Origin of the sequence: Rhodococcus sp. MEB064, assembly GCF_000834565.1 — a bacterium.
Lineage (GTDB): Bacteria > Actinomycetota > Actinomycetes > Mycobacteriales > Mycobacteriaceae > Rhodococcoides.
Genome location: NZ_JXQS01000038.1, coordinates 1 through 18,294, shown reverse-complemented (window position 1 = coordinate 18,294; position 18,294 = coordinate 1). Strand labels below are relative to the sequence as shown.

The following is an 18,294-nucleotide window of genomic DNA, read 5'->3' as shown; positions in this document are numbered from 1 at the left end:
CGTCAGCAGGAAGTTACCGGACGACATGTGAGTTCAGGACCGATACCGTCCACTCGGTTCGTGACCGGTCCCAACCCGCGGCCGGAGCACTGTCGCCCGACGGCGATAGGGTGAGCGCGGACCGGGTAAGGACATAGGGTGGGTTCAGTCCGTAACGGTTCAGTTCGAGACCAGGACCCACCGCGCCAGAAGTCAGCACATCGAAGGGATTCGCACGTGAGCAGCAGCCGAGGCACCGACAAGGGTGGTCACACGACTGCACCGGCCAGCATCTCCTCGATCCCGCTGACGGACGTCGACAGCCGCAGCAATCCGTCCACCGCCAGCATCGGCACGCTGGTCAAGGACGCGACCGCGCAGGTCTCGACTCTGGTCCGCGCCGAGGTCGAGCTGGCCAAGGCCGAGGTCACCGGCGAGATCAAGAAGGGCCTGCAGGGCAGCGTCCTGTTCATCCTCGCGCTGGCAGTCCTCATCTTCAGTTCGTTCTTCTTCTTCTTCTTCCTCGCGGAGCTGCTCAACGTCTGGGTCACGCGCTGGCTCGCCTTCCTGATCGTCTTCCTGATCATGATCGTCATCACCGCGCTGCTCGCGTTCCTCGGCTACCTGCGAGTGAAGAAATTGCGCAAGCCGGCCAAGACGATCGATTCGCTCAAGGCCGCGTCGTCCGTACTCCCGGGTCAGGGCGACTCCTCGGCGAAGCAGTTGGACGCGCTGGACGTGCGCGCTCCGCTGTCGCGCTGAGTCAGCGCGCAGTGGCAGCACCCGATCCGTCCACCGTCCGGTACCCCGGTCCGTGGCAGCATCGCGACGTCCGCGCCAACGGCATCCGTTTCCACGTCGTCGAGGTGGAGCCGGCAGCTGCGACGCGTGAGGCGGCTCCCCTGGTGATCCTGGTGCACGGATTCGCCGATCTCTGGTGGTCGTGGCGGCACCAGCTCAGGGCACTCGGCGCAGCCGGGTTCCATGCCGTCGCGGTCGACCTGCGCGGATACGGCGACAGCGACAAGCCGCCCCGTGGATACGACGGGTGGACACTCGCCGGAGACATCGCCGGACTCGTTCGAGCGCTGGGCCACGACGACGCGGCACTGGTGGGACACGCCGACGGTGGACTCGTGTGCTGGGCGACCGCAGCACTGCATCCCCGCGCGGTGCGCTCGATCGCCCTCATCGCGTCGCCGCACCCGATCTCGCTTCGCCGCGCTGCGACGCGCGATCCAGCGCAGCGGTCCGCGTTGATGCCGTCGTTCCTGCGCTATCAGATTCCCCGCGTCCCCGAACGCACGCTCACCGCCAACAACGGCCTGGAAGTGGAGCGCCTGGTGCGCAGCCGCTCGTCGGAGCAGTGGCAACGGAGCGAGGAGTTCGGCGACGTCATGTCCCGGATGCGCTCGGCGATCCGCATTCCCGGCGTCGCCCACAGCACTCTGGAATATCAGCGGTGGGCCTTCCGGAGCCAGTTCCGCTCCGACGGCCGACGATTCCGCGGCGCCGTCGACAAGACACTCGATCTTCCGGCCGTGCAGATACTCGGATCCGACGACCCGTACGTGCTGGCAGCGACTGCCCGGCGCGACGTGAGGTGGGCGCCGCGTCTGAGAGAGCACACGGTCGCCGGGTCCGGCCACTACGTGCATCAGGAACGCCCCGACGAGGTAGCCGACATCCTGGTCGACCACCTGCGCTGACGTCAGCCGGCGAGTGGGTCGAGAAGGTCCCGCTCGATGATCGTCTCCAGGCCGACGCGCACACGCCCGGAGGGCGGCGGGGTCCCTCGACCGAACAACCGGACCACCGCTGCGACGGATGCGCCGCCGAGCGCCACGTCGCTCCCGAGCTGCGGCCACGTGGACAGCGTCGTCCCGATATCGGGCAGTGAGGCGGCCATCCGCGCCGTGATGCTGTCCATCCCCAGGATGCGACCCGCGAGCGGAGCCTTCTCCCGTGGTGACATCCCTGCCACCGACGCGGCGTCGACGTCACCGAGGAGACCGTGGAAGAACGGCCTGTCCGGTTCGAGGTCGAATCGTTCGATGTCGAGGACCCCGCCGTCGCTGGTCTCCATGATCACCGGGATGCCGCGGCGCCGACAGTGTTCACGGACCTGCATCTTCGCGTCGATGGAGTCGCACTCCTCGACGACAATGTCGAGGCCGTCGAGGAACGCGTCGAGAGTCGACTCGTCCACACCCCGCTCGAACGTGCCGACCGCGAGGTACGGGTCGAGCTCGGCGATACGACGAGCGGCCAGGACGGACTTGTTGACGTCGAGGTCGAAGACGGTCGCGGGTACCCGGTTCAGGTTCGACAGATCGAGTTCGTCGAAGTCGGCGAGCCTGAGCTCGCCGCACAGACCCTCGAGCGCCAGCGTGTGCGCCACCGCATGACCGACGCTCAGGCCCACGACGCCGATCCGGATGCCGACCGCGGCGTTCTGCTCGTCGAGAGTGATCTTGTTGCGGTTCCTGTCCAGACGGAGCCGCCGAAAGCCGCGCGGTCCGAGGACGCGCACTATCGAGCGCCGCCACGGATAGTGCACCCAGCGCGTCGGTTCGGACAGCAGATCGTCCGGCGGGGTGGGCGTCAGGGCCCGGAGCGACGCCAGTTGTCCTTCGGTGGAGTCCAGGACCGCCTCCGTACCGAGCAGACGCTCGATCCGGGCTGCGTCGTCCTCGTCGGAGGTATCGAGGACCACATGCTCGCTCACACACACCACTCCTGTCGCTCTGTCAGCTGGTCGTCGGGCGAGGCAGCGGTTCGGTCCGGTCGCGGCGCTGCGACGTCGCGGACGCCCACAGCACTACATCCTCCAGAGCGAACGCGACACGATCGCGGCCGGCCGTCTTCGCGGAGTAGAGCGCGCGATCGGCCGCGTACGTCAACCGGTCCAAGGTGGCCTCGACGTCGTTCGCACCGTTCTCGTCGAACACCACACTCGCCTGTGCCACACCGATACTGACCGTCACGTCGCACGCGTACCGGACACTCTCGAGAATGTCGTCCTCGAGTCCCGCGACGGACTTGCTCAGTCCCAGGACGAGGAATTCCTCGCCGCCGAGTCGAGCGACCACGGCGTCTTCCGGCACGCAGGCCGCGATGGCCTCGGCGACCGTCGTCAGGACGACGTCTCCGGCAGCATGCCCGCGGGTGTCGTTGACGGACTTGAAGTGGTCGACGTCCACGAGAGAGACGACGATCGAGTTGCTGGTCTCCGACGCCTCGTCGAGCATGGTCTGCACGCGCGGCAACATCCCGCGGCGGTTGAGCAGGCCGGTCAGCGGATCCGTGTTGGCCAGCGTCTCGAGACGCGCGGTGACCGCCTCGAGCGAGCTGCGCATGGTCGCGATGAGGATTGCCGGAACGACCACCGTCGTCACGGCAGCACCGGCGGCGACGAACCGCACCGCGCCCTCGGAACCGTTGATGCTCAGCGCGGTCGCCAGGACGACGGCAGCGCTGGTGAGCGAGACGGTGACGCGGGGAGGCGACCCGGACGCCGCGATGGCGGGTACGACGGCCAGCATCGCCGTGACGGCACGCGAACCGGACGGGTCGGCGATGAGGAACGCGGAGATCGCGACACCCACCATGCCGCCCGATCCGAGGATCGTGAACTGTCTGTCCGACAGTCGCCCGGACCGCAACGTGACGGCGACGGTGACCAGCGTGAAGGCGACGATGACGGCCAGGATCGGCAGCGTGCCCGCACGGATGAACGTGGGCTGGACGATGGCGATGATCAGGAGAGGAAGCGCACCCGATGCGCTGGCCATGACAGCCTTCGACCGCATGTCGAAGGAGTCACCGGTCATACGTGACCGGCGACCGCTGCCGCGGCTCATCCTTTCCTTCTCTCCTGTTGTCGTGGCCGTCACCCGTGACGACCCGTCTGCATCTCGTCGTCTACTTCCCCGTGCCGCAGATTCCCAATCGACCACACGTAGTGGCGACCTGGAGCCCCTTCTACACCGGCAGAGTCATGGTGTCGACAATCGCGCATCGGCTGCTCCCCCCGTCGAGCCGGGCGATGTGGGTTGTCGGACCACGCACCGCCTCAGGTCACCGTACGCGGTAAGTGCGCCCTACGGCATGTCCTGCGCGGGGGTCTCAGGCGACGCAGGAGCCGGTACCGGCAGGAACCCCGTTCTGCAGCCCCCGTGCCACCTCATCGGCGACTTCCGACGCGGTGAGCACGAATCCGGTATCCGAATCGTCCACGGCCGCACCGAACACCACACCGAGCACTCGGCCGTCCGTGGTGACGAGAGGACCGCCCGAATTGCCCTGTCGGATGGACCCCCGCACGGTGTAGACCTCCCGGTCGACCGTTCCCGTGCGGTAGATGTTCGGTCCCGTCAGGTTCAGCGTCTCGCGCACCCTGGCCGGCGACGCCGTGTACGGCCCGCCTCCCGGATACCCCAGCACGACGGCGTCGGTACCCGGGTCCGCGCTCTCGGTCACGAACGGCAGGACCTCGGCCTGCAGATCCGGGACATTCAGGACGGCGATGTCGACCGACGGATCGAACAGCACGACCTCGGCATCGAGCGCACCCGCGTCGGTGTCCACCACCACCGACGACGTGCCCGCGACGACGTGCGCGTTGGTGATGACGCGGCCGGGACCGATGACGAATCCGGATCCCTCGAGCGCCTTCTGGCAACTCTCGGCGATGCCGCGGATCCGCAACACACTGTCCTGGAGGTCGGCCGCGACGGGCGATGCGAGAACACTGGGATCGGGCGGACCCACGTCGGCGACGGGTGTACGCCCGAAGGGACCGATGACGTCGGGCAGTCCGGAGGTGTCGAGCAGGGCGGAGAAGTCGTTGGGGATCTCGCGCACCCACTCGGGGGCGATGTCGTCGACCGCTCCGAGGATCGAGGATCCCCGGACTGCCGCGGCGATCTGGGGCTGGGACGCCGCTGTCAGCGGAATCGCGAGCAACCATGCCGCCACGAGAACGGCGACGGCTTGCAGACCGGCACCGATCAGGCTGTCGATCGACCGCGCCGCGGGACTGTGGATACCGCTGCGGAGAGCGCGACCCAGCACCATGCCGGCGATCTCACCGACGATCACCATCAGGACGATCAGACCGATACCGACGAGGACGCGCATGCGACCTTCGTCGACATGGGTGAGAACCCGTGGCGCGAGCAGGATGCCGGCGACGGCGCCCAGGACCACACCGAAGAACGCGAACGCCGACGCCACGGCGCCTTGCCGCCACCCCGACGACGCCGCGAGCAGCGCCACCAGGAGCACACCGATGTCGAGCCACGTGGAGCCGGTCACGGGTGCAGTTCCTCTCCGACGGCCGCGAGGGCCGTCTCGAGGTCACGGACGTCGCCGTTGTCCCACGGGGCACTCCACCCCGCCGTCTCGAGAACGCCCGACAGCACTCCGGCCGTGAAACCCCACACGAGCATTCCTTCCACTGCGAACGCCGGACCCCGATATCCCATGGGGTGGCGCACCACGAATCTGTTGCTCGGATCGAGCAGGTCGGTCAACGGCACCGCCACGACGCGTTCGGTCTCACCGGTGTCGACGACGGCCACGGCACTCGGGGTACGCCAGTACGCCACCACCGGCGTGACCTCGAACCCGGAGGGCGGCACGAAGATCGACTCGAGAACCGTGAGTACCTCGACACCCGACGGGTCGACGCCCGTCTCCTCCTGCGCCTCGCGCAGGGCCGTGCCGACGGGTCCGTCGTCGCCCGGGTCCGCCGCGCCGCCGGGAAACGCGACCTGACCGCGATGCTGCCGGAGCGACGAGGCACGTTGCGTCAGAAGGACACTCGCGTCGGAGGGCAGCTCGAGCGAATCCGGACGGCCGCCGAACAGGACGAGTACCGACGCGGGACGGACCACTGTGCCGTCGGGGGCGTGCCGGGCGATCACCGGATTGCCGGCCTCGTCGTCGACGGACTCGACGGATGCGATGCGGGTGAGCCACGCAGGGGTGCTCACGCAGCGACTCCGAGGTAGTCGGACACGGCGGCGGCGATCTCGTCGACGGACCGGAACGGCTGCGGCAGGACCTTGGCGACGGTTCCGTCCGCGGCGACGAGGACCGTCACGGGCAGCACGGCGGGCGCACCGACCGCTGCGGCCACCGACGCGGACGCGTCCTGGACTCCGGGCAACCGGACGCCGTAGTCGGACAGGCGGGCCAGGGCGTTGCCCTGCTGGGGATCCTCGTGCACCGTCAACACGGTAACGGCACCCGCTGCGCGTTCCGCGTACTGCGCCATGAACGGCAGCTCCTCGGCGCACGGACCGCACCAGTACGCCCACAGATTGACCACCGTCGGACGCCCGGCGATCGCCGCGCCGATGTCGACGGGCGACCCGTCGGCCAGGCAGGTGGTGCGGACACCCGCCAAAGGACCCGACGCCGCCGCGTCCGGAGCCGGCTGGGGGCACGCCGCGAGGTCGGCGCGCTCGCGCAGGGGCGCCAGATCCGATGCCGTCGCATCGTCCGTCGCGGTGGTGCCGAAGGTGTCGCGGTAGTCGGCGAAGCTGGTGGGGCCGGTGTCCTCGTCGGAGCCGCGCGGCCAGATGGCCACGATCAGGGCGACGACGACGACCAGCGCGGCGAGGCTCCACCTCGCTGCGGACGATCTGCTCACGACTCGATGCCCGCCAGTTCCAGGATGTGGTCGGTCTCGGGACCCTTGACCAGGGCCGCGGCCTTCACCTTGTCGGTGGGACCCAGACCGTAGGACGGGCAGTCCTTGGCCAGGATGCAGACGCCGCACGCCGGCGTCCGGGAGTGACACACGCGTCGACCGTGGAAGATCACCCGGTGGGACAGGATCGTCCATTCCTTGCGGGGTATCAGCTCACCGACGGCGTGCTCGACCTTGACCGGGTCCTCGAGGTCCGTCCATCCCCATCGACGTACCAGCCGCCCGAAGTGCGTGTCGACGGTGATGCCCGGGATGTCGAACGCATTGCCCAACACGACGTTGGCGGTCTTGCGGCCGATGCCCGGCAGGGTCACCAGATCTTTCAGTGACGCGGGGACCTCGCCGTCGAACCGTTCGAGCAGCTCCCGGCCGAGGCCGATGAGCGAGTTCGCCTTGTTCCGGTAGAAGCCCGTGGACCGGATGTACTCCTCGAGTTCGGTCCGGTCCGCCTCTGCGTAGTCGCGGGCCGACCGGTACGCCGCGAACAGGGGCGGCGTCACCTCGTTCACCCGCTTGTCGGTGCACTGCGCCGACAGGATGGTGGCGACCGCGAGTTCGAGCGGAGTGGTGAAATCGAGCTCGCAGTAGACGTGCGGGAACACCACTCCGAGGCTCCGATTCATCCGGCGCGCCCGCCGTGTGAGGGCGAGGGCGGACTCGTCGCGTTTGCCCACGTGGGAGGTGTCGCCGGATGATTTCTGCACGCCACGACTCTACGGAATGCCCCTGACAACACACGGCGATCGTGTCCGCGTCGGTGACCCCGCCGTGTTCTTTTCGAGACGTCGACAGTGTTTACTCCTCGGTATGCAAGCACTCGCTGTGGTTCTGTTCCCGGTCTTGCTGATGCTGTTCGCTCTCGCCATGGAACGCTTCGAGGCGCGCCTGAACCGCATCGGTGTCCGCGAGCAGGAAGTCCAGGAATTCCTGGATTCCGCCAGCTCGGCCGAGGTCGCCACGCTCGCCGCGGAAGGATTTCCGCACGCACTCGCACGTTTCCGTAGTCGACGTCGCCGCGGTGGCGACGTGATCGACGACGATGTCGCACTCCTCGCCGATCGTGAACGTCGCGCCAGCTGACACCTCCGGCGGAGCCGCGACGCGTCGATGGTGGCTGTGATCACTCCTAGGACGCTGTCGCGACGTAGAGTACGACCGAGTTCATATTCGTAGATCGGCCGATCTTTCAGCGCAAGGAGTACACGTGGACGAGGTACTGGCAAGAGCCGGCATCTTCCAGGGAGTCGAGCCGTCCGCGGTGTCGGCTCTGACCAAGCAGCTGCAGCCGGTCGACTTTCCTCGCGGTCATGTCGTCTTCAACGAGGGTGAGCCCGGAGACCGGCTCTACATCATCGTCAGCGGCAAGGTGAAGCTCGGACGCCGCTCACCCGACGGTCGCGAGAACCTGCTGACCATCATGGGACCGTCCGACATGTTCGGTGAACTCTCGATCTTCGACCCGGGCCCCCGCACCTCGACCGCCACGACGGTCACCGAGGTCCGCGCCGTGAGCATGGACCGCGAAGCGCTCAAGGCGTGGATCGACCAACGCCCCGAGATCGCCGAGCAGCTTCTGCGCGTGCTCGCTCGTCGTCTGCGTCGCACCAACAACAGCCTCGCCGACCTCATCTTCACCGACGTTCCCGGCCGCGTCGCCAAGGCTCTGCTGCAGCTGGCACAGCGTTTCGGCACGCAGGAGGCGGGTTCGCTCCGCGTCGTCCACGACCTCACGCAGGAAGAGATCGCGCAGCTCGTCGGCGCATCCCGCGAAACGGTCAACAAGGCACTCGCCGACTTCGCTCACCGCGGATGGCTGCGCCTCGAGGGCAAGAGCGTGCTGATCTCCGACTCCGAGCGACTCGCCCGGCGCGCCCGCTAACTTCTCAGATACTCGAGCTGGGCCTTGACGGACATACGAGCCGCCGGCCACAGCTTCTTGTCCACGTCGGCGTACACGTGGCGCACCACCTTCAAGGGTGTGGCGTCCGCGCCGATCACCGACAGTGCCTCGCGCACCTGGTCGAGCCGCTGTTCGCGGTGCGCTCGGTAGGTGCGCGCCAGCACAGCCGTGTCCGGATGGTCGGGTCCGTGGCCCGGAAGGGCGACCCGGCCCTCCCCGAGCTGCTCCAGGCGGTCGAGCGAGGACAGGTAGTCGGCCAGACTGCCGTCCTTGCCGTCGAGGACGCTCGACCCGGAGCCCAGAATGGTGTCGCCGGTCAGGACCGCGTCCTCCATGACCAGACTGATCGAGTCCGCCGTGTGACCGGGTGTCGCCGCGACCGTCAGTTCCACACCCGCCGCCGAGATCACCTCGCCGTCCACCAGGGGCGCCGCGTCGCCGCGGCAGTGTGCGGGCGTGACAGCGCGTACCGGAGCAGACGTGAGCTTGTGCAGCCTGGCGATGCCGCCGGTGTGGTCGTGGTGACGATGGGTGATCAACACCAGCGCGACAGGCCCGTGAGCAGCCACCAGATCGACGTGCGAGCGCTTCCGAGGACCGGGATCGACCACGATGCAGTCCTCACGACCGGGCGCTCGGAGGATCCAGGTGTTGGTCCCGTCGAGGGTCATCTTGCCGGGGTTGTCCGCCAGCAGGACCGAGGCGGTCGGCGTGACCCGACGCAGCCGCTCGTACGCAGGATGCTTCTCCGATTCCATGGAACCACCTTGCCACGACCGTCCCGCGCGGACGAGATGCGAGCACCTAGGCTCGCGGAATGAGAATCGGACTGATCGGAGCCGGTCCCTGGGCTCGACAAGCAGCGGCACCCGCCATCGGGGCTCATCCCGACGTCGAGCTCGCCGGCATCTGGGCCCGGAGACCGGACGCTGCCGCCGCGACGGCGCCGGGCACTCGGATCTTCGACGACGTGGACGCCCTGATCGACGCCGTCGATGCCGTCGCGTTCGCCGTTCCCCCGGGTATCCAATGCGACCTGGCGATGCGCGCCGTCGCCGCGGGCCGACACGTGTTGCTGGACAAGCCGATTGCCGCGTCGGCACGGGACGCGGAGACGCTCGCCTCGGCGATCGACGTGGCCGGTGTCTCGTCGATGGTCACGCTGACCCGTCGTTTCGCTCCCGAGACACGCGACTTTCTGACAGCCGTCGCAGGCACGGACGTCGCCACCGTCACCGCGACGTGGTTGTCCGGGGCGCTGCTCGGCGGGGAGTACGCCGGGTCGACGTGGCGCCAGGAGGGCGGCGCGTTGATGGACGTCGGACCGCACGTCCTGGATCTCGCGATGGCGGTGCTGGGGCCGGTCACGTCCGTCGACTCCGCGCGACGCGACGACGAGTCCGACACGTGGTCGTTGGCGCTGACCCATGCACAGCGGGGTACGAGTCTGGTCACGATGTCGATGCGGACGCCGGTCCGCCCGTCGGTCCTGAGGGTGAGCGCGAGCGGATCGGGCGGACTGGTCGAGTTGTCCGACCGGACCACTCCGCCCGACCACTGCTATGCGGTGTTGCTGGACGAGTTCCTGAATTCCGTGCGCACCGGAGTGCCGCACGAGTGTTCGGTGCACCGCGGCGTGGAGTTGCAGCGGGTCATCGAACAGTGCCGAACTCTCGTCAGTCGCTGACCTCGACGATCATCTCCACCTCGACGGCCGCGCCGAGGGGCAGTTCCGCCACTCCGACCGCCGACCGCGCATGGATGCCGGCCTCGCCGAACACGTCGCCGAGCAGGTTGGATGCGCCGTTGACGACGCCGGGCTGACCGGTGAAGCCCGGTGCTGACGCGACGAAACCGACGACCTTGACGATGCGCACGACCTTCTCGATCCCCACGAGGGCATCGATCGCCGCCAGCGCGTTCAGTGCGCAGGTACGGGCCGCCGCGGTGGCGTCCTCGGCGGTCACGTCGGCGCCGACCTTGCCGACGGCCGTCAGCGTGCCGTCGGCCATCGGCAACTGCCCCGAGGTGTAGACGTGGTTGCCCGACCGGACGGCCGGGACGTACGACGCCACCGGGGGCACCACGGGAGGAAGAGTCAGCCCCAGCTCGGCGAGCTTGTCCGTGGCTCCCATGTCAGCTCTTGGGGCGCTTGAAGTAGGCGACCAGGTTCTCGCCGGTGGGGCCGGGCATCACCGTGACCAGTTCCCACCCGTCGGCACCGAAGTTGTCGAGGATGGCTTTGGTGTTGTGGATCAGCAGGGGTGCGGTGAAGTATTCCCACGTCGTCGATGCGCTCATGTGCTGAGCCTATAGAACGCCGGTGTCCGGTATCAGTAGTGTCGAGGGGTGTCGGAGACAGCAGGTGCGACGTCGCACCCCACCGGATGGCCACCCGAAGCGGATCGAGCACGTCTGCACTTCGTGTCGGGAAAGGGTGGGACGGGTAAGTCCACCGTCGCGGCGGCTCTCGCACTCGCTCTGGCAGCGGGCGGACGCAAGGTTCTGCTGGTCGAGGTCGAAGGGCGACAGGGCATCGCCCAACTCTTCGACGTGCCCCCGCTGGAACCGGTGGACACCAAGGTGGCGTCCGCCGAGGGCGGCGGCGAGGTCTACGCGTTGGCCATCGACATCGAGACCGCCTTCCTCGAATACCTCGACATGTTCTACAACCTGGGTTTCGCCGGCCGGGCCATGCGACGCGTCGGCGCCATCGAATTCGCGACCACCATCGCGCCGGGCCTGCGGGACGTGCTGCTCACCGGCAAGGTGAAGGAGCGTGCGGTGAGCATCGGCAAGGACGGTCGTCCGCTCTACGACGAGATCGTGGTCGATTCCCCTCCGACGGGACGCATCGGCAGCTTCCTCGACGTGACGACGGCGATGCGGGATCTGGCCAAGACGGGCCCCGTGCGCTCGCAGAGCGAAGGCGTCGTCAAGTTGCTGCACTCCGAGCAGACACTGGTGCATCTGGTCACCCTGCTCGAAGCTCTGCCCGTGCAGGAAACTGCCGATGCCGCGAAGGAATTGGCTGCCGCGGACCTGCGACTGGGCACCGTCGTCGTCAATCGCGGCGATACCTCGTTCCTTCCGCCGGACACACTGGCGGGCGCGGCGGCCGGCGACCTGGATTCGGCGGCGATCGAGAAGAACCTCGGCGACGTCGGAATCACGTTGAGCGCGGACGACTTCGCGGGCTTGCTCACCGAGTCGATCGAACACGCGTCGACTCTGAACGCGCAGCGCGAGAGCGAGCGACGGCTGGCGAACCTGGACGTCCCCCGCCTCACACTTCCCGCACTCGCCGACGGCATGGATCTCGGCGGACTGTACGAGCTCGCCCAACACCTCACGGAACAGGGAGTGCGATGAGCACCGTTCCCACGCTGGACATCTCGCGGATCCTCACCGATCCCGCGTCTCGCATCGTGGTCTGCTGCGGATCCGGTGGAGTTGGCAAGACGACGACCGCCGCGTCGATGGCACTGCGCGCCGCGGAGAGCGGTCGGCGTGTCGTGGTCCTGACCATCGACCCGGCACGACGGCTCGCCCAGGCACTGGGCGTGGGCGAGCTGGACAACTCCCCGCAGCCGGTGGCCCTGGGCCCCGGTGCGACCGGCGAACTGCACGCGATGATGCTGAACATGCGTCGCACGTTCGACGAGATGGTGATCGAGCATTCGACGCCCGAGAAGGCTCGTCAGATCCTGGACAATTCCTTCTATCAGACTGTGGCGTCGTCGTTCTCGGGCACGCAGGAGTACATGGCGATGGAGAAGCTGGGCCAGCTGGCGTCCAGCGGCGACTGGGACCTGGTGGTGGTGGACACTCCGCCGTCGCGCAACGCCCTCGACTTCCTCGATGCACCGCAGCGTCTGGGATCGTTCCTCGACGGACGCATGATCAAGCTGCTGATGGCGCCGGGTCGCGGAATCGGACGAGTGCTCACGGGCGCGTTCGGTCTGGCGATGAGGGGTGTCTCCTCCATCGTCGGAAGCCAGATGCTGTCCGACGCATCGGCTTTCGTGCAGTCCCTCGATTCGATGTTCGGCGGGTTCCGCGAACGCGCGCGACACACGTACGAGTTGCTGCGTCAGGACGGGACGCACTTCGTCGTCGTCGCGGCGGCAGAACCCGATGCTCTGCGAGAGGCATCGTTCTTCGTCGACCGTCTCACCGAGGACGGGATGCCCCTCGCCGGGCTGGTGCTCAACCGCACGCACCCCACCCTGAGTTCGTTGTCGGCCGACCACGCGCGCACGGCGGCCGACCGACTCGACGAACTGGGCACGGATGATGCCGCCTTGGCTGCGGGAGTGCTTCGCGTACACGCACATCGAGCGGTGACCGCGAAGCGCGAGATAGGACTGCTCCGCCGATTCACCGCCGCGCATCCGCAGGTGCCGGTGGTCGGCGTGCCGTCGCTACCTTTCGAGGTCTCCGACCTCGATGCCCTCCGCGCGGTGGCCGATCAGCTCACCGGCACCGCCTGACAGCTCGTCAGGCCGCGGGACGCAACCCTGCGCCCGGTCCACCGGCACGGTCGATCTCACCGAGAACGGCCACGATGTCGGTGATCACCGCGGGTCCGACGCACGGCGCTACGAGGTAGGCATTCACCATGCCCACCAACGATGTTCCGAGGACGACGGGGGCGCCGGAGTCCCCCGAGTTCACACACATCTGCGCGAAGATCTGATGCGAGTGGAGCAGATCACCGTAGGAGAACCCGCAGCTCGACCCGGTCGTACGTCCCTGCTTGCAGACGGTGTCCGCGAGACGTGCGGGATCACCGATACCGGCGATCGTGGTGCTTCCGACCATCGAGACGGGTGCGACACGCGCCGCGTCGAACTCGATGACCGCCGTGTCGTAGGTGGGCAGAACCGTGGCGATACGGCCGACGGATTCGGAATCGCCTTCCGCCGCGACCGCGTCTCCCACGTCGCCGCAGTGTCCCGCCGTGAGTCCGACGAGCCGGTTCTCGCTGTCGTTGCCGATGACGGTCAGACTGCACAGGGTCTGCTGATCACCCTGCGTCAGAACGATTCCCGAGCCACCCCCCAGCACCACGCGCTCGGCGGCGGAGGCATGGCCTCCACCGCCGAGCGCGAGCGAGGCGAGGACAGCGGAGACCGCGAGAGTGGTCGTGAGCAGTCGCCTCATGGGGTGACTACTTCTTCACTGCGGGCGGAGCTTCGAGCAGCGTGACGAACTGCTGCGCGTTGGCCACTGCCGAGCCGAGTCCGCCGATGGCGGTTCCGGCGAGCGATCCACCGGCACCGAGCAGCAGCGCGCCGCCGATGCATCCGGCGATCGGTCCGGCACCGAACAGCAGGGCGACGGGTGCCGACACGACGCCGGCGGCAGCGGCACCGAGGAGGCATCCGCCCACGAGACCGGTTGCACCGCCGAGGAATCCGCCGATCGACGCTGTCAGGCTCAGGTTGTCCTTGACGCCGGCGACTGCAGCGGGAAGGTCCACCCGGGTCAGGCCGGGAATGTCGTAGACCGGCGTGGTCGGGGCTGCCGCATCGACGGCGAGGGTGGCGGTGTTGCCCTCGACCTGAGCGGACACCGGGTGTGCCAGGCCGTCGACGGCCAGGGCGAGCGGCACGGAGTCGACGATGACACCCGACGCGTCGCGGATCACGAGGTGGTTGTTCTCGTTGCTCAGCGTGCCGGAATCGGTGGTCACGAGCAGGCTGGAGCCGGCAGCGACAGCGTTCCAGTGCACCTCGGGAGCAGGCTGCGGTGCGGGGTCTGCGTATGCGGTCGCGGACGCTGCGCCCAACGACGCGATCGTCATCGCGGCGACAACCGCAATCTTGTTCATCTTCATGGCCGTCGAGTCCTTTTCGCAGGGGGAGCGAATCCGCGCCGATCGTCGGATTCACGGCATGGCGTATCGACCCGATCGAGGAACGAGGATCGAAAGCCGATGTGCCGAGCAGGATTCAACGGTGAGCCGTGACCGGTGTCAATCGACGCCCGGGCGAACGGGAGGCCGACAGCGAGGGTCGGGCGGCGGCGGAATCGGAGCGCATCGGCGCCCGCAGCCACAGCGCGTGCACCGGTCGGGTCGTCGTGTGGAAATCGTCGCGGAGAGTGCGCGTCGGAGCGGCGACTGTCGGCATTCGGCCAGGTCAGAGGACCGGGCGGAGCGTGGAGGCAGAATACCGGCCGTCACGGAATGTCCGGAGGGTCCGATCCTGTTGCCTCACAACAACATCGCAGCGAGCTGAAATCTGTCGACACCGGCGGGTGCGATCACCGCCGTGCTGACAGCGAGCGTCACGCCGCTGTGAGGGTCCGGACCTCGACGCGACGCCAGGGGTTCACCGAGTGTTCACACCGGACCTACGCAAATCTCCCACCGCGAATCGGACATCACGGTGGGAGATCACGAAGAAGAACTGACGGCCGGGTCAGACTGCCGACTGGTGATGCCTCTGGGTCTCGAAGAACTCCGACCAGGAATCGACCTCGGGATGCTGCTTGATGAGGGCTCGACGCTGACGCTCCGTCATGCCGCCCCAGACGCCGAACTCGACGCGGTTGTCCAGCGCATCCGCACCGCACTGCATCAAGACCGGGCAGTGACGGCAGATCGTCGCTGCCTTGCGTTGCGCGGCACCGCGCACGAACAGTTGGTCAGGGTCTACTCCTCGGCATCGAGCCTGCGATACCCATGCGATGCGCGCTTCGGCTTCCCCGATGTCGAGCGCGGCATTCGACGTTCCTGTGTGCATTGTTGACCCCTTACCGTCGGAGAACACCGGTGTTTCTGGCGTTCCGGGCGTCCCCGTGTGTGACAGCTCCCGCTGCACAACGAACTGAGGAGCACCCCACTAACCGATGTGATTGTTATCTGAATCACATCATGTCCATCAATGTAGGGGAAAGCCCACGAGCGAAGCAAGGTGGGGGATCACTTTTCTGGTACGCCCGTGCGGTCGATCACATATTCCCTGGTCAGTGGGTCACATCGGCGAGCACCGTGTAAAGGAAGCGGGCATGTCGGTCCTCGCCACGTACTCTGTAGACCGTGCCGATCGCCAAGACAGTCGCAAAACTCGCGGGATGCTCCGCCCTGGCCGGTGCCTTGCTCGCCGGAGTCATGTTCCCGCTCGCCGGCGGCTTCGGTTTCGCGTCGAACCGCGCAGCCGACACCGTCGACAACGTGTCCGCCGAACTGGTCGAGGGAACGGTCCCGGCCGTCTCGACGATGGTGGACTCGGCAGGCAACCCCATCGCGTGGTTGTACGAGCAGCGTCGCTTCGAAGTACCCAGCGACCGCATCTCCAACGAGATGAAGCTCGCCATCGTCTCCATCGAGGACCGGCGCTTCGCCGAGCACGAGGGCGTCGACTGGCAGGGCACGGTGCGCGCGTTCCTCACCAACACCACCAGCGGTCAGGTCCAGCAGGGCGCATCGACACTGGACCAGCAGTACGTGAAGAACTACCAGTTGCTCGTCGTCGCCAAGACGGACGCCGAGCGTCGGGCGGCCATCGAGACCACGCCCGCCCGCAAGATCCGCGAGATCCGCATGGCCCTGACGCTGGACAAGCGTCTGACCAAGGACGAGATCCTCACGCGCTACCTGAACCTGGTGCCGTTCGGTAATTCCTCCTACGGCATCCAGGACGCCGCGCAGACGTACTTCGGCATCGATGCCAGCCAGTTGAACCTCACGCAGGCCGCGATGCTCGCCGGCATGGTGCAGTCCAGCTCGGCGCTCAACCCGTACACGAACGTCGAGGGCGTGACCGAGCGTCGGAACACGGTTCTGGACACGATGATCCAGAACATCCCCGAGCGCGCCTCCGAGATCCAGGCGGCCAAGGCCGAGCCTCTCGGCGTTCTCCCCGAACCGAACCAGCTGCCCCGCGGGTGCATCTCCGCCGGTGACCGCGGGTTCTTCTGCGACTACGCGTTGCAGTACCTGGCCGACGCCGGCATCAGCAAGGAGCAGGTGGACAAGGGCGGCTACCTGATCAAGACCACGCTGGACCCGGCCGTCCAGAACTCCACCAACTCCTCGCTCACCAGCAACAGCAGCCCGAACCTCGACGGTGTCGCCACGGTCATGAACGTGATCGCGCCGGGACAGGACTCGCACCGCATCCTCGCGATGGGCTCCTCGCGTCGGTACGGACTGAACGGTGACGCGAACGAGACCGTCCAACCCCAGCCGTATTCGCTGGTCGGCAGCGGCGCGGGCTCGATCTTCAAGATCTTCACCACCGCCGCGGCGATGGAACAGGGCCTCGGGACCTCGGCAGTGCTGCAGGTTCCCAGCCGCGTCGAGGTCAAGGGACTCGGAGACGGCGGCGCTCGTGGCTGCCCTCCGTCCACCTACTGCGTCACCAACGCCGGTAACTACCCGCAGTCGTTGTCGGTGACCGACGCACTCGCCCAGTCCCCCAACACTGCCTTCGTCAAGCTCATCGAATCCGTCGGCGTCACCCCCACGGTCGACATGGCCGTCCGCTTGGGACTGCGGTCCTACACACTCCCGGGCACCGCGGGCCAGGGAACCGACCAGAGCCTCGCGGACTACCAGAAGGAAGCGAACCTCGGTTCCTTCACGCTGGGACCGACGTACGTGAACCCGCTCGAGCTCTCGAACGTGGCCGCGACCCTCGCCTCGGGCGGAAAGTGGTGCCCGCCGACGCCCATCGACAGCGTCTTCGATCGCAGCGGCAAGCAGATTCCCATCACCGAGCAGGGATGCGAGCAGGTCGTCGAGCCGGGCCTGGCGAACACGCTCGCCAACGCGATGAGCAAGGACGATCAGCCCGGCGGCACGTCGGCGTCGGCTGCGTCGTCGGTCGGATGGTCGCTGCCGATGTCCGGCAAGACGGGGACGACCGAGTCGCACCGCTCGTCCGGCTTCCTCGGGTACACCAACCGGTACGCGGCGGCCGCCTACACGTACGGCGACTCCCCCACTCCGAGCGAGATCTGCTCCTTCCCGCTCCGCCCCTGCGGGTCGGGAAACCTCTTCGGCGGTAACGAACCTGCCCGGACCTGGTACGACGCGATGGATCCGGTGGCGACCAACTTCGGTGACATCGCGCTGCCCGCGGTGGATCAGAAGTACGTCCGCGGGTCCGCCAACGGCCAAGTTCCCGACGTCACCGGACTCACCCAGAATTCGGCCACGTCGCAGCTCCAGGCCGCAGGCTTCCGGGTGCAGATCGCGACGAGCGCGTCGTCCGCCGGCCGCGGGACGGTGGTCAGTACGTCTCCGTCGGGTTCGGCCGTTCCCGGCTCGACGGTCACGCTGTACATCAGCGACGGATCGGTGCGCGCCGCACCGGCTGCGCCCGCACCCGGTATCCAGCTGCCGGCACTGCCACCCGGGGTCACCATTCCGGCGATCCCCGGGCTGACAGCGCCGCCGCGCTAGAGGTAGATCAGGTCAGAGACGGGCCTTGACGGCTGCCGAGATACGGGAGCCGTCGGCCTTGCCCGCGGCGATCGCCGTGGCGGCTTTCATGACCTGGCCCATCTGACGCATCGCCGGGCGTTCACCGAGTTCCTCGGCCACCTGGGCGATCGCCGTGTCGGCGACATCGGCCAGTTCCGCGTCGGTCAGCGGAGTGGGCAGGTACTCGTCGATGATCTGCGCCTCGGCGTGCTCGGTCGCCGCGAGTTCGCCGCGTCCGTTCTGGGTGTAGATCTC

Annotated in this window: 21 protein-coding genes; 8 read left to right on the top strand and 13 right to left on the bottom strand. The window is 67.7% G+C overall.

What is annotated here, in order from left to right; genetic code table 11:
* The first annotated feature begins 216 nt into the window (after window positions 1-216).
* Entirely contained in the window at window positions 217-741 is a 525-nt protein-coding gene (locus RU01_RS16860; RefSeq protein WP_042575739.1) for a phage holin family protein, read from the top strand.
* 11 nt (window positions 742-752) lie between these two features.
* The gene (locus RU01_RS16855) at window positions 753-1,688 is read left to right on the top strand and encodes an alpha/beta fold hydrolase (protein WP_042575738.1); all 936 of its coding nucleotides are present in this window, start codon (window positions 753-755) and stop codon (window positions 1,686-1,688) included.
* A 2-nt stretch (window positions 1,689-1,690) separates the two neighbouring features.
* Here RU01_RS16855 and RU01_RS16850 read toward each other — a convergent pair whose 3' ends face one another.
* From RU01_RS16850 to nth, 6 genes are all read right to left on the bottom strand, one after another.
* The gene (locus RU01_RS16850) at window positions 1,691-2,707 is read right to left on the bottom strand and encodes an Rv1355c family protein (protein ID WP_082043200.1); all 1,017 of its coding nucleotides are present in this window, start codon (window positions 2,705-2,707) and stop codon (window positions 1,691-1,693) included.
* Window positions 2,708-2,729: 22 nt separating this feature from the next.
* On the bottom strand, window positions 2,730-3,842 hold the full coding sequence (locus RU01_RS16845) for a GGDEF domain-containing protein (RefSeq protein ID WP_042575737.1): 1,113 nt from the start codon (window positions 3,840-3,842) through the stop codon (window positions 2,730-2,732).
* Between the two features lie 265 nt (window positions 3,843-4,107).
* The gene (locus RU01_RS16840) at window positions 4,108-5,298 is read right to left on the bottom strand and encodes a MarP family serine protease (protein WP_042575736.1); all 1,191 of its coding nucleotides are present in this window, start codon (window positions 5,296-5,298) and stop codon (window positions 4,108-4,110) included.
* The gene (locus RU01_RS16835) at window positions 5,295-5,978 is read right to left on the bottom strand and encodes an NUDIX hydrolase (RefSeq protein ID WP_052493328.1); all 684 of its coding nucleotides are present in this window, start codon (window positions 5,976-5,978) and stop codon (window positions 5,295-5,297) included. Before RU01_RS16835 ends, RU01_RS16840 begins: the two co-directional genes overlap by 4 nt.
* On the bottom strand, window positions 5,975-6,640 hold the full coding sequence (locus RU01_RS16830) for a TlpA family protein disulfide reductase (protein ID WP_042575735.1): 666 nt from the start codon (window positions 6,638-6,640) through the stop codon (window positions 5,975-5,977). The genes RU01_RS16835 and RU01_RS16830 overlap by 4 nt, the downstream gene beginning before the upstream one ends.
* Window positions 6,637-7,323: an endonuclease III gene (gene nth, locus RU01_RS16825; RefSeq protein ID WP_082043199.1), complete on the bottom strand. Its 687-nt coding sequence runs from the start codon at window positions 7,321-7,323 to the stop codon at window positions 6,637-6,639. The genes RU01_RS16830 and nth overlap by 4 nt, the downstream gene beginning before the upstream one ends.
* Before the next feature lie 184 nt (window positions 7,324-7,507).
* On the opposite strand from nth, the gene RU01_RS16820 reads away from it, so the two are divergent.
* The gene (locus RU01_RS16820; RefSeq protein ID WP_042575733.1) at window positions 7,508-7,780 is read left to right on the top strand and encodes a hypothetical protein; all 273 of its coding nucleotides are present in this window, start codon (window positions 7,508-7,510) and stop codon (window positions 7,778-7,780) included.
* 124 nt (window positions 7,781-7,904) lie between these two features.
* On the top strand, window positions 7,905-8,579 hold the full coding sequence (locus tag RU01_RS16815) for a Crp/Fnr family transcriptional regulator (protein ID WP_042575732.1): 675 nt from the start codon (window positions 7,905-7,907) through the stop codon (window positions 8,577-8,579).
* Here the strand turns inward: RU01_RS16815 and RU01_RS16810 are convergent.
* The gene (locus tag RU01_RS16810; RefSeq protein WP_042575731.1) at window positions 8,576-9,358 is read right to left on the bottom strand and encodes an MBL fold metallo-hydrolase; all 783 of its coding nucleotides are present in this window, start codon (window positions 9,356-9,358) and stop codon (window positions 8,576-8,578) included. The two genes, RU01_RS16815 and RU01_RS16810, sit on opposite strands and share 4 nt — an antisense overlap.
* Before the next feature lie 59 nt (window positions 9,359-9,417).
* Between RU01_RS16810 and RU01_RS16805 the strand changes: the two genes are divergently transcribed.
* Window positions 9,418-10,287, top strand: coding sequence for a Gfo/Idh/MocA family protein (locus tag RU01_RS16805; RefSeq protein ID WP_042575730.1), 870 nt, complete (start codon window positions 9,418-9,420; stop codon window positions 10,285-10,287).
* Here RU01_RS16805 and RU01_RS16800 read toward each other — a convergent pair.
* Together RU01_RS16800 and RU01_RS23230 are read right to left on the bottom strand one after the other, a co-directional pair.
* Window positions 10,277-10,735 (bottom strand): RidA family protein, encoded by a 459-nt coding sequence (locus tag RU01_RS16800; RefSeq protein WP_042575729.1) that lies wholly within the window; start codon window positions 10,733-10,735, stop codon window positions 10,277-10,279. The genes RU01_RS16805 and RU01_RS16800 overlap by 11 nt on opposite strands.
* A 1-nt stretch (window position 10,736) precedes the next feature.
* Window positions 10,737-10,901: a hypothetical protein gene (locus RU01_RS23230; protein WP_197027831.1), complete on the bottom strand. Its 165-nt coding sequence runs from the start codon at window positions 10,899-10,901 to the stop codon at window positions 10,737-10,739.
* A 48-nt stretch (window positions 10,902-10,949) separates the two neighbouring features.
* Between RU01_RS23230 and RU01_RS16795 the strand changes: the two genes are divergently transcribed.
* Window positions 10,950-11,972 carry an ArsA-related P-loop ATPase gene (locus tag RU01_RS16795; protein WP_042575728.1) on the top strand — a complete coding sequence of 341 codons (1,023 nt, stop codon included), beginning with the start codon at window positions 10,950-10,952 and terminating at the stop codon, window positions 11,970-11,972.
* On the top strand, window positions 11,969-13,093 hold the full coding sequence (locus RU01_RS16790; RefSeq protein WP_042575727.1) for an ArsA family ATPase: 1,125 nt from the start codon (window positions 11,969-11,971) through the stop codon (window positions 13,091-13,093). Before RU01_RS16795 ends, RU01_RS16790 begins: the two co-directional genes overlap by 4 nt.
* Before the next feature lie 7 nt (window positions 13,094-13,100).
* On the opposite strand, the gene RU01_RS16785 is transcribed toward RU01_RS16790, so the two are convergent.
* From RU01_RS16785 to RU01_RS16770, 3 genes are all read right to left on the bottom strand, one after another.
* A complete protein-coding gene (locus tag RU01_RS16785) occupies window positions 13,101-13,766 on the bottom strand; it encodes a hypothetical protein (protein ID WP_042575726.1) in 666 nt (221 codons plus the stop codon).
* Window positions 13,767-13,773: 7 nt separating this feature from the next.
* Window positions 13,774-14,442 carry a hypothetical protein gene (locus tag RU01_RS16780; protein ID WP_042575725.1) on the bottom strand — a complete coding sequence of 223 codons (669 nt, stop codon included), beginning with the start codon at window positions 14,440-14,442 and terminating at the stop codon, window positions 13,774-13,776.
* A gap of 586 nt (window positions 14,443-15,028) precedes the next feature.
* Entirely contained in the window at window positions 15,029-15,352 is a 324-nt protein-coding gene (locus RU01_RS16770; RefSeq protein WP_042575723.1) for a WhiB family transcriptional regulator, read from the bottom strand.
* A gap of 296 nt (window positions 15,353-15,648) precedes the next feature.
* On the opposite strand from RU01_RS16770, the gene RU01_RS16765 reads away from it, so the two are divergent.
* The gene (locus RU01_RS16765; protein ID WP_197074799.1) at window positions 15,649-18,018 is read left to right on the top strand and encodes a penicillin-binding protein; all 2,370 of its coding nucleotides are present in this window, start codon (window positions 15,649-15,651) and stop codon (window positions 18,016-18,018) included.
* Between the two features lie 12 nt (window positions 18,019-18,030).
* Here RU01_RS16765 and RU01_RS16760 read toward each other — a convergent pair.
* A partial coding sequence (locus RU01_RS16760) for a GatB/YqeY domain-containing protein (protein ID WP_042575722.1) occupies window positions 18,031-18,294 on the bottom strand: 264 nt, incomplete at its 5' end.

Coding starts and splice junctions, on each gene's coding strand:
- RU01_RS16845 (WP_042575737.1), bottom strand. CDS start 3,842: ATGAGCCGCGGCAGCGGTCGCCGGTCACGTATGACCGGTGACTCCTTC.
- nth (WP_082043199.1), bottom strand. CDS start 7,323: ATGAATCGGAGCCTCGGAGTGGTGTTCCCGCACGTCTACTGCGAGCTC.
- RU01_RS16820 (WP_042575733.1), top strand. CDS start 7,508: ATGCAAGCACTCGCTGTGGTTCTGTTCCCGGTCTTGCTGATGCTGTTC.
- RU01_RS16810 (WP_042575731.1), bottom strand. CDS start 9,358: ATGGAATCGGAGAAGCATCCTGCGTACGAGCGGCTGCGTCGGGTCACG.
- RU01_RS16805 (WP_042575730.1), top strand. CDS start 9,418: ATGAGAATCGGACTGATCGGAGCCGGTCCCTGGGCTCGACAAGCAGCG.
- RU01_RS16800 (WP_042575729.1), bottom strand. CDS start 10,735: ATGGGAGCCACGGACAAGCTCGCCGAGCTGGGGCTGACTCTTCCTCCC.
- RU01_RS23230 (WP_197027831.1), bottom strand. CDS start 10,901: ATGAGCGCATCGACGACGTGGGAATACTTCACCGCACCCCTGCTGATC.
- RU01_RS16790 (WP_042575727.1), top strand. CDS start 11,969: ATGAGCACCGTTCCCACGCTGGACATCTCGCGGATCCTCACCGATCCC.
- RU01_RS16785 (WP_042575726.1), bottom strand. CDS start 13,766: ATGAGGCGACTGCTCACGACCACTCTCGCGGTCTCCGCTGTCCTCGCC.
- RU01_RS16780 (WP_042575725.1), bottom strand. CDS start 14,442: ATGAAGATGAACAAGATTGCGGTTGTCGCCGCGATGACGATCGCGTCG.
- RU01_RS16770 (WP_042575723.1), bottom strand. CDS start 15,352: ATGCACACAGGAACGTCGAATGCCGCGCTCGACATCGGGGAAGCCGAA.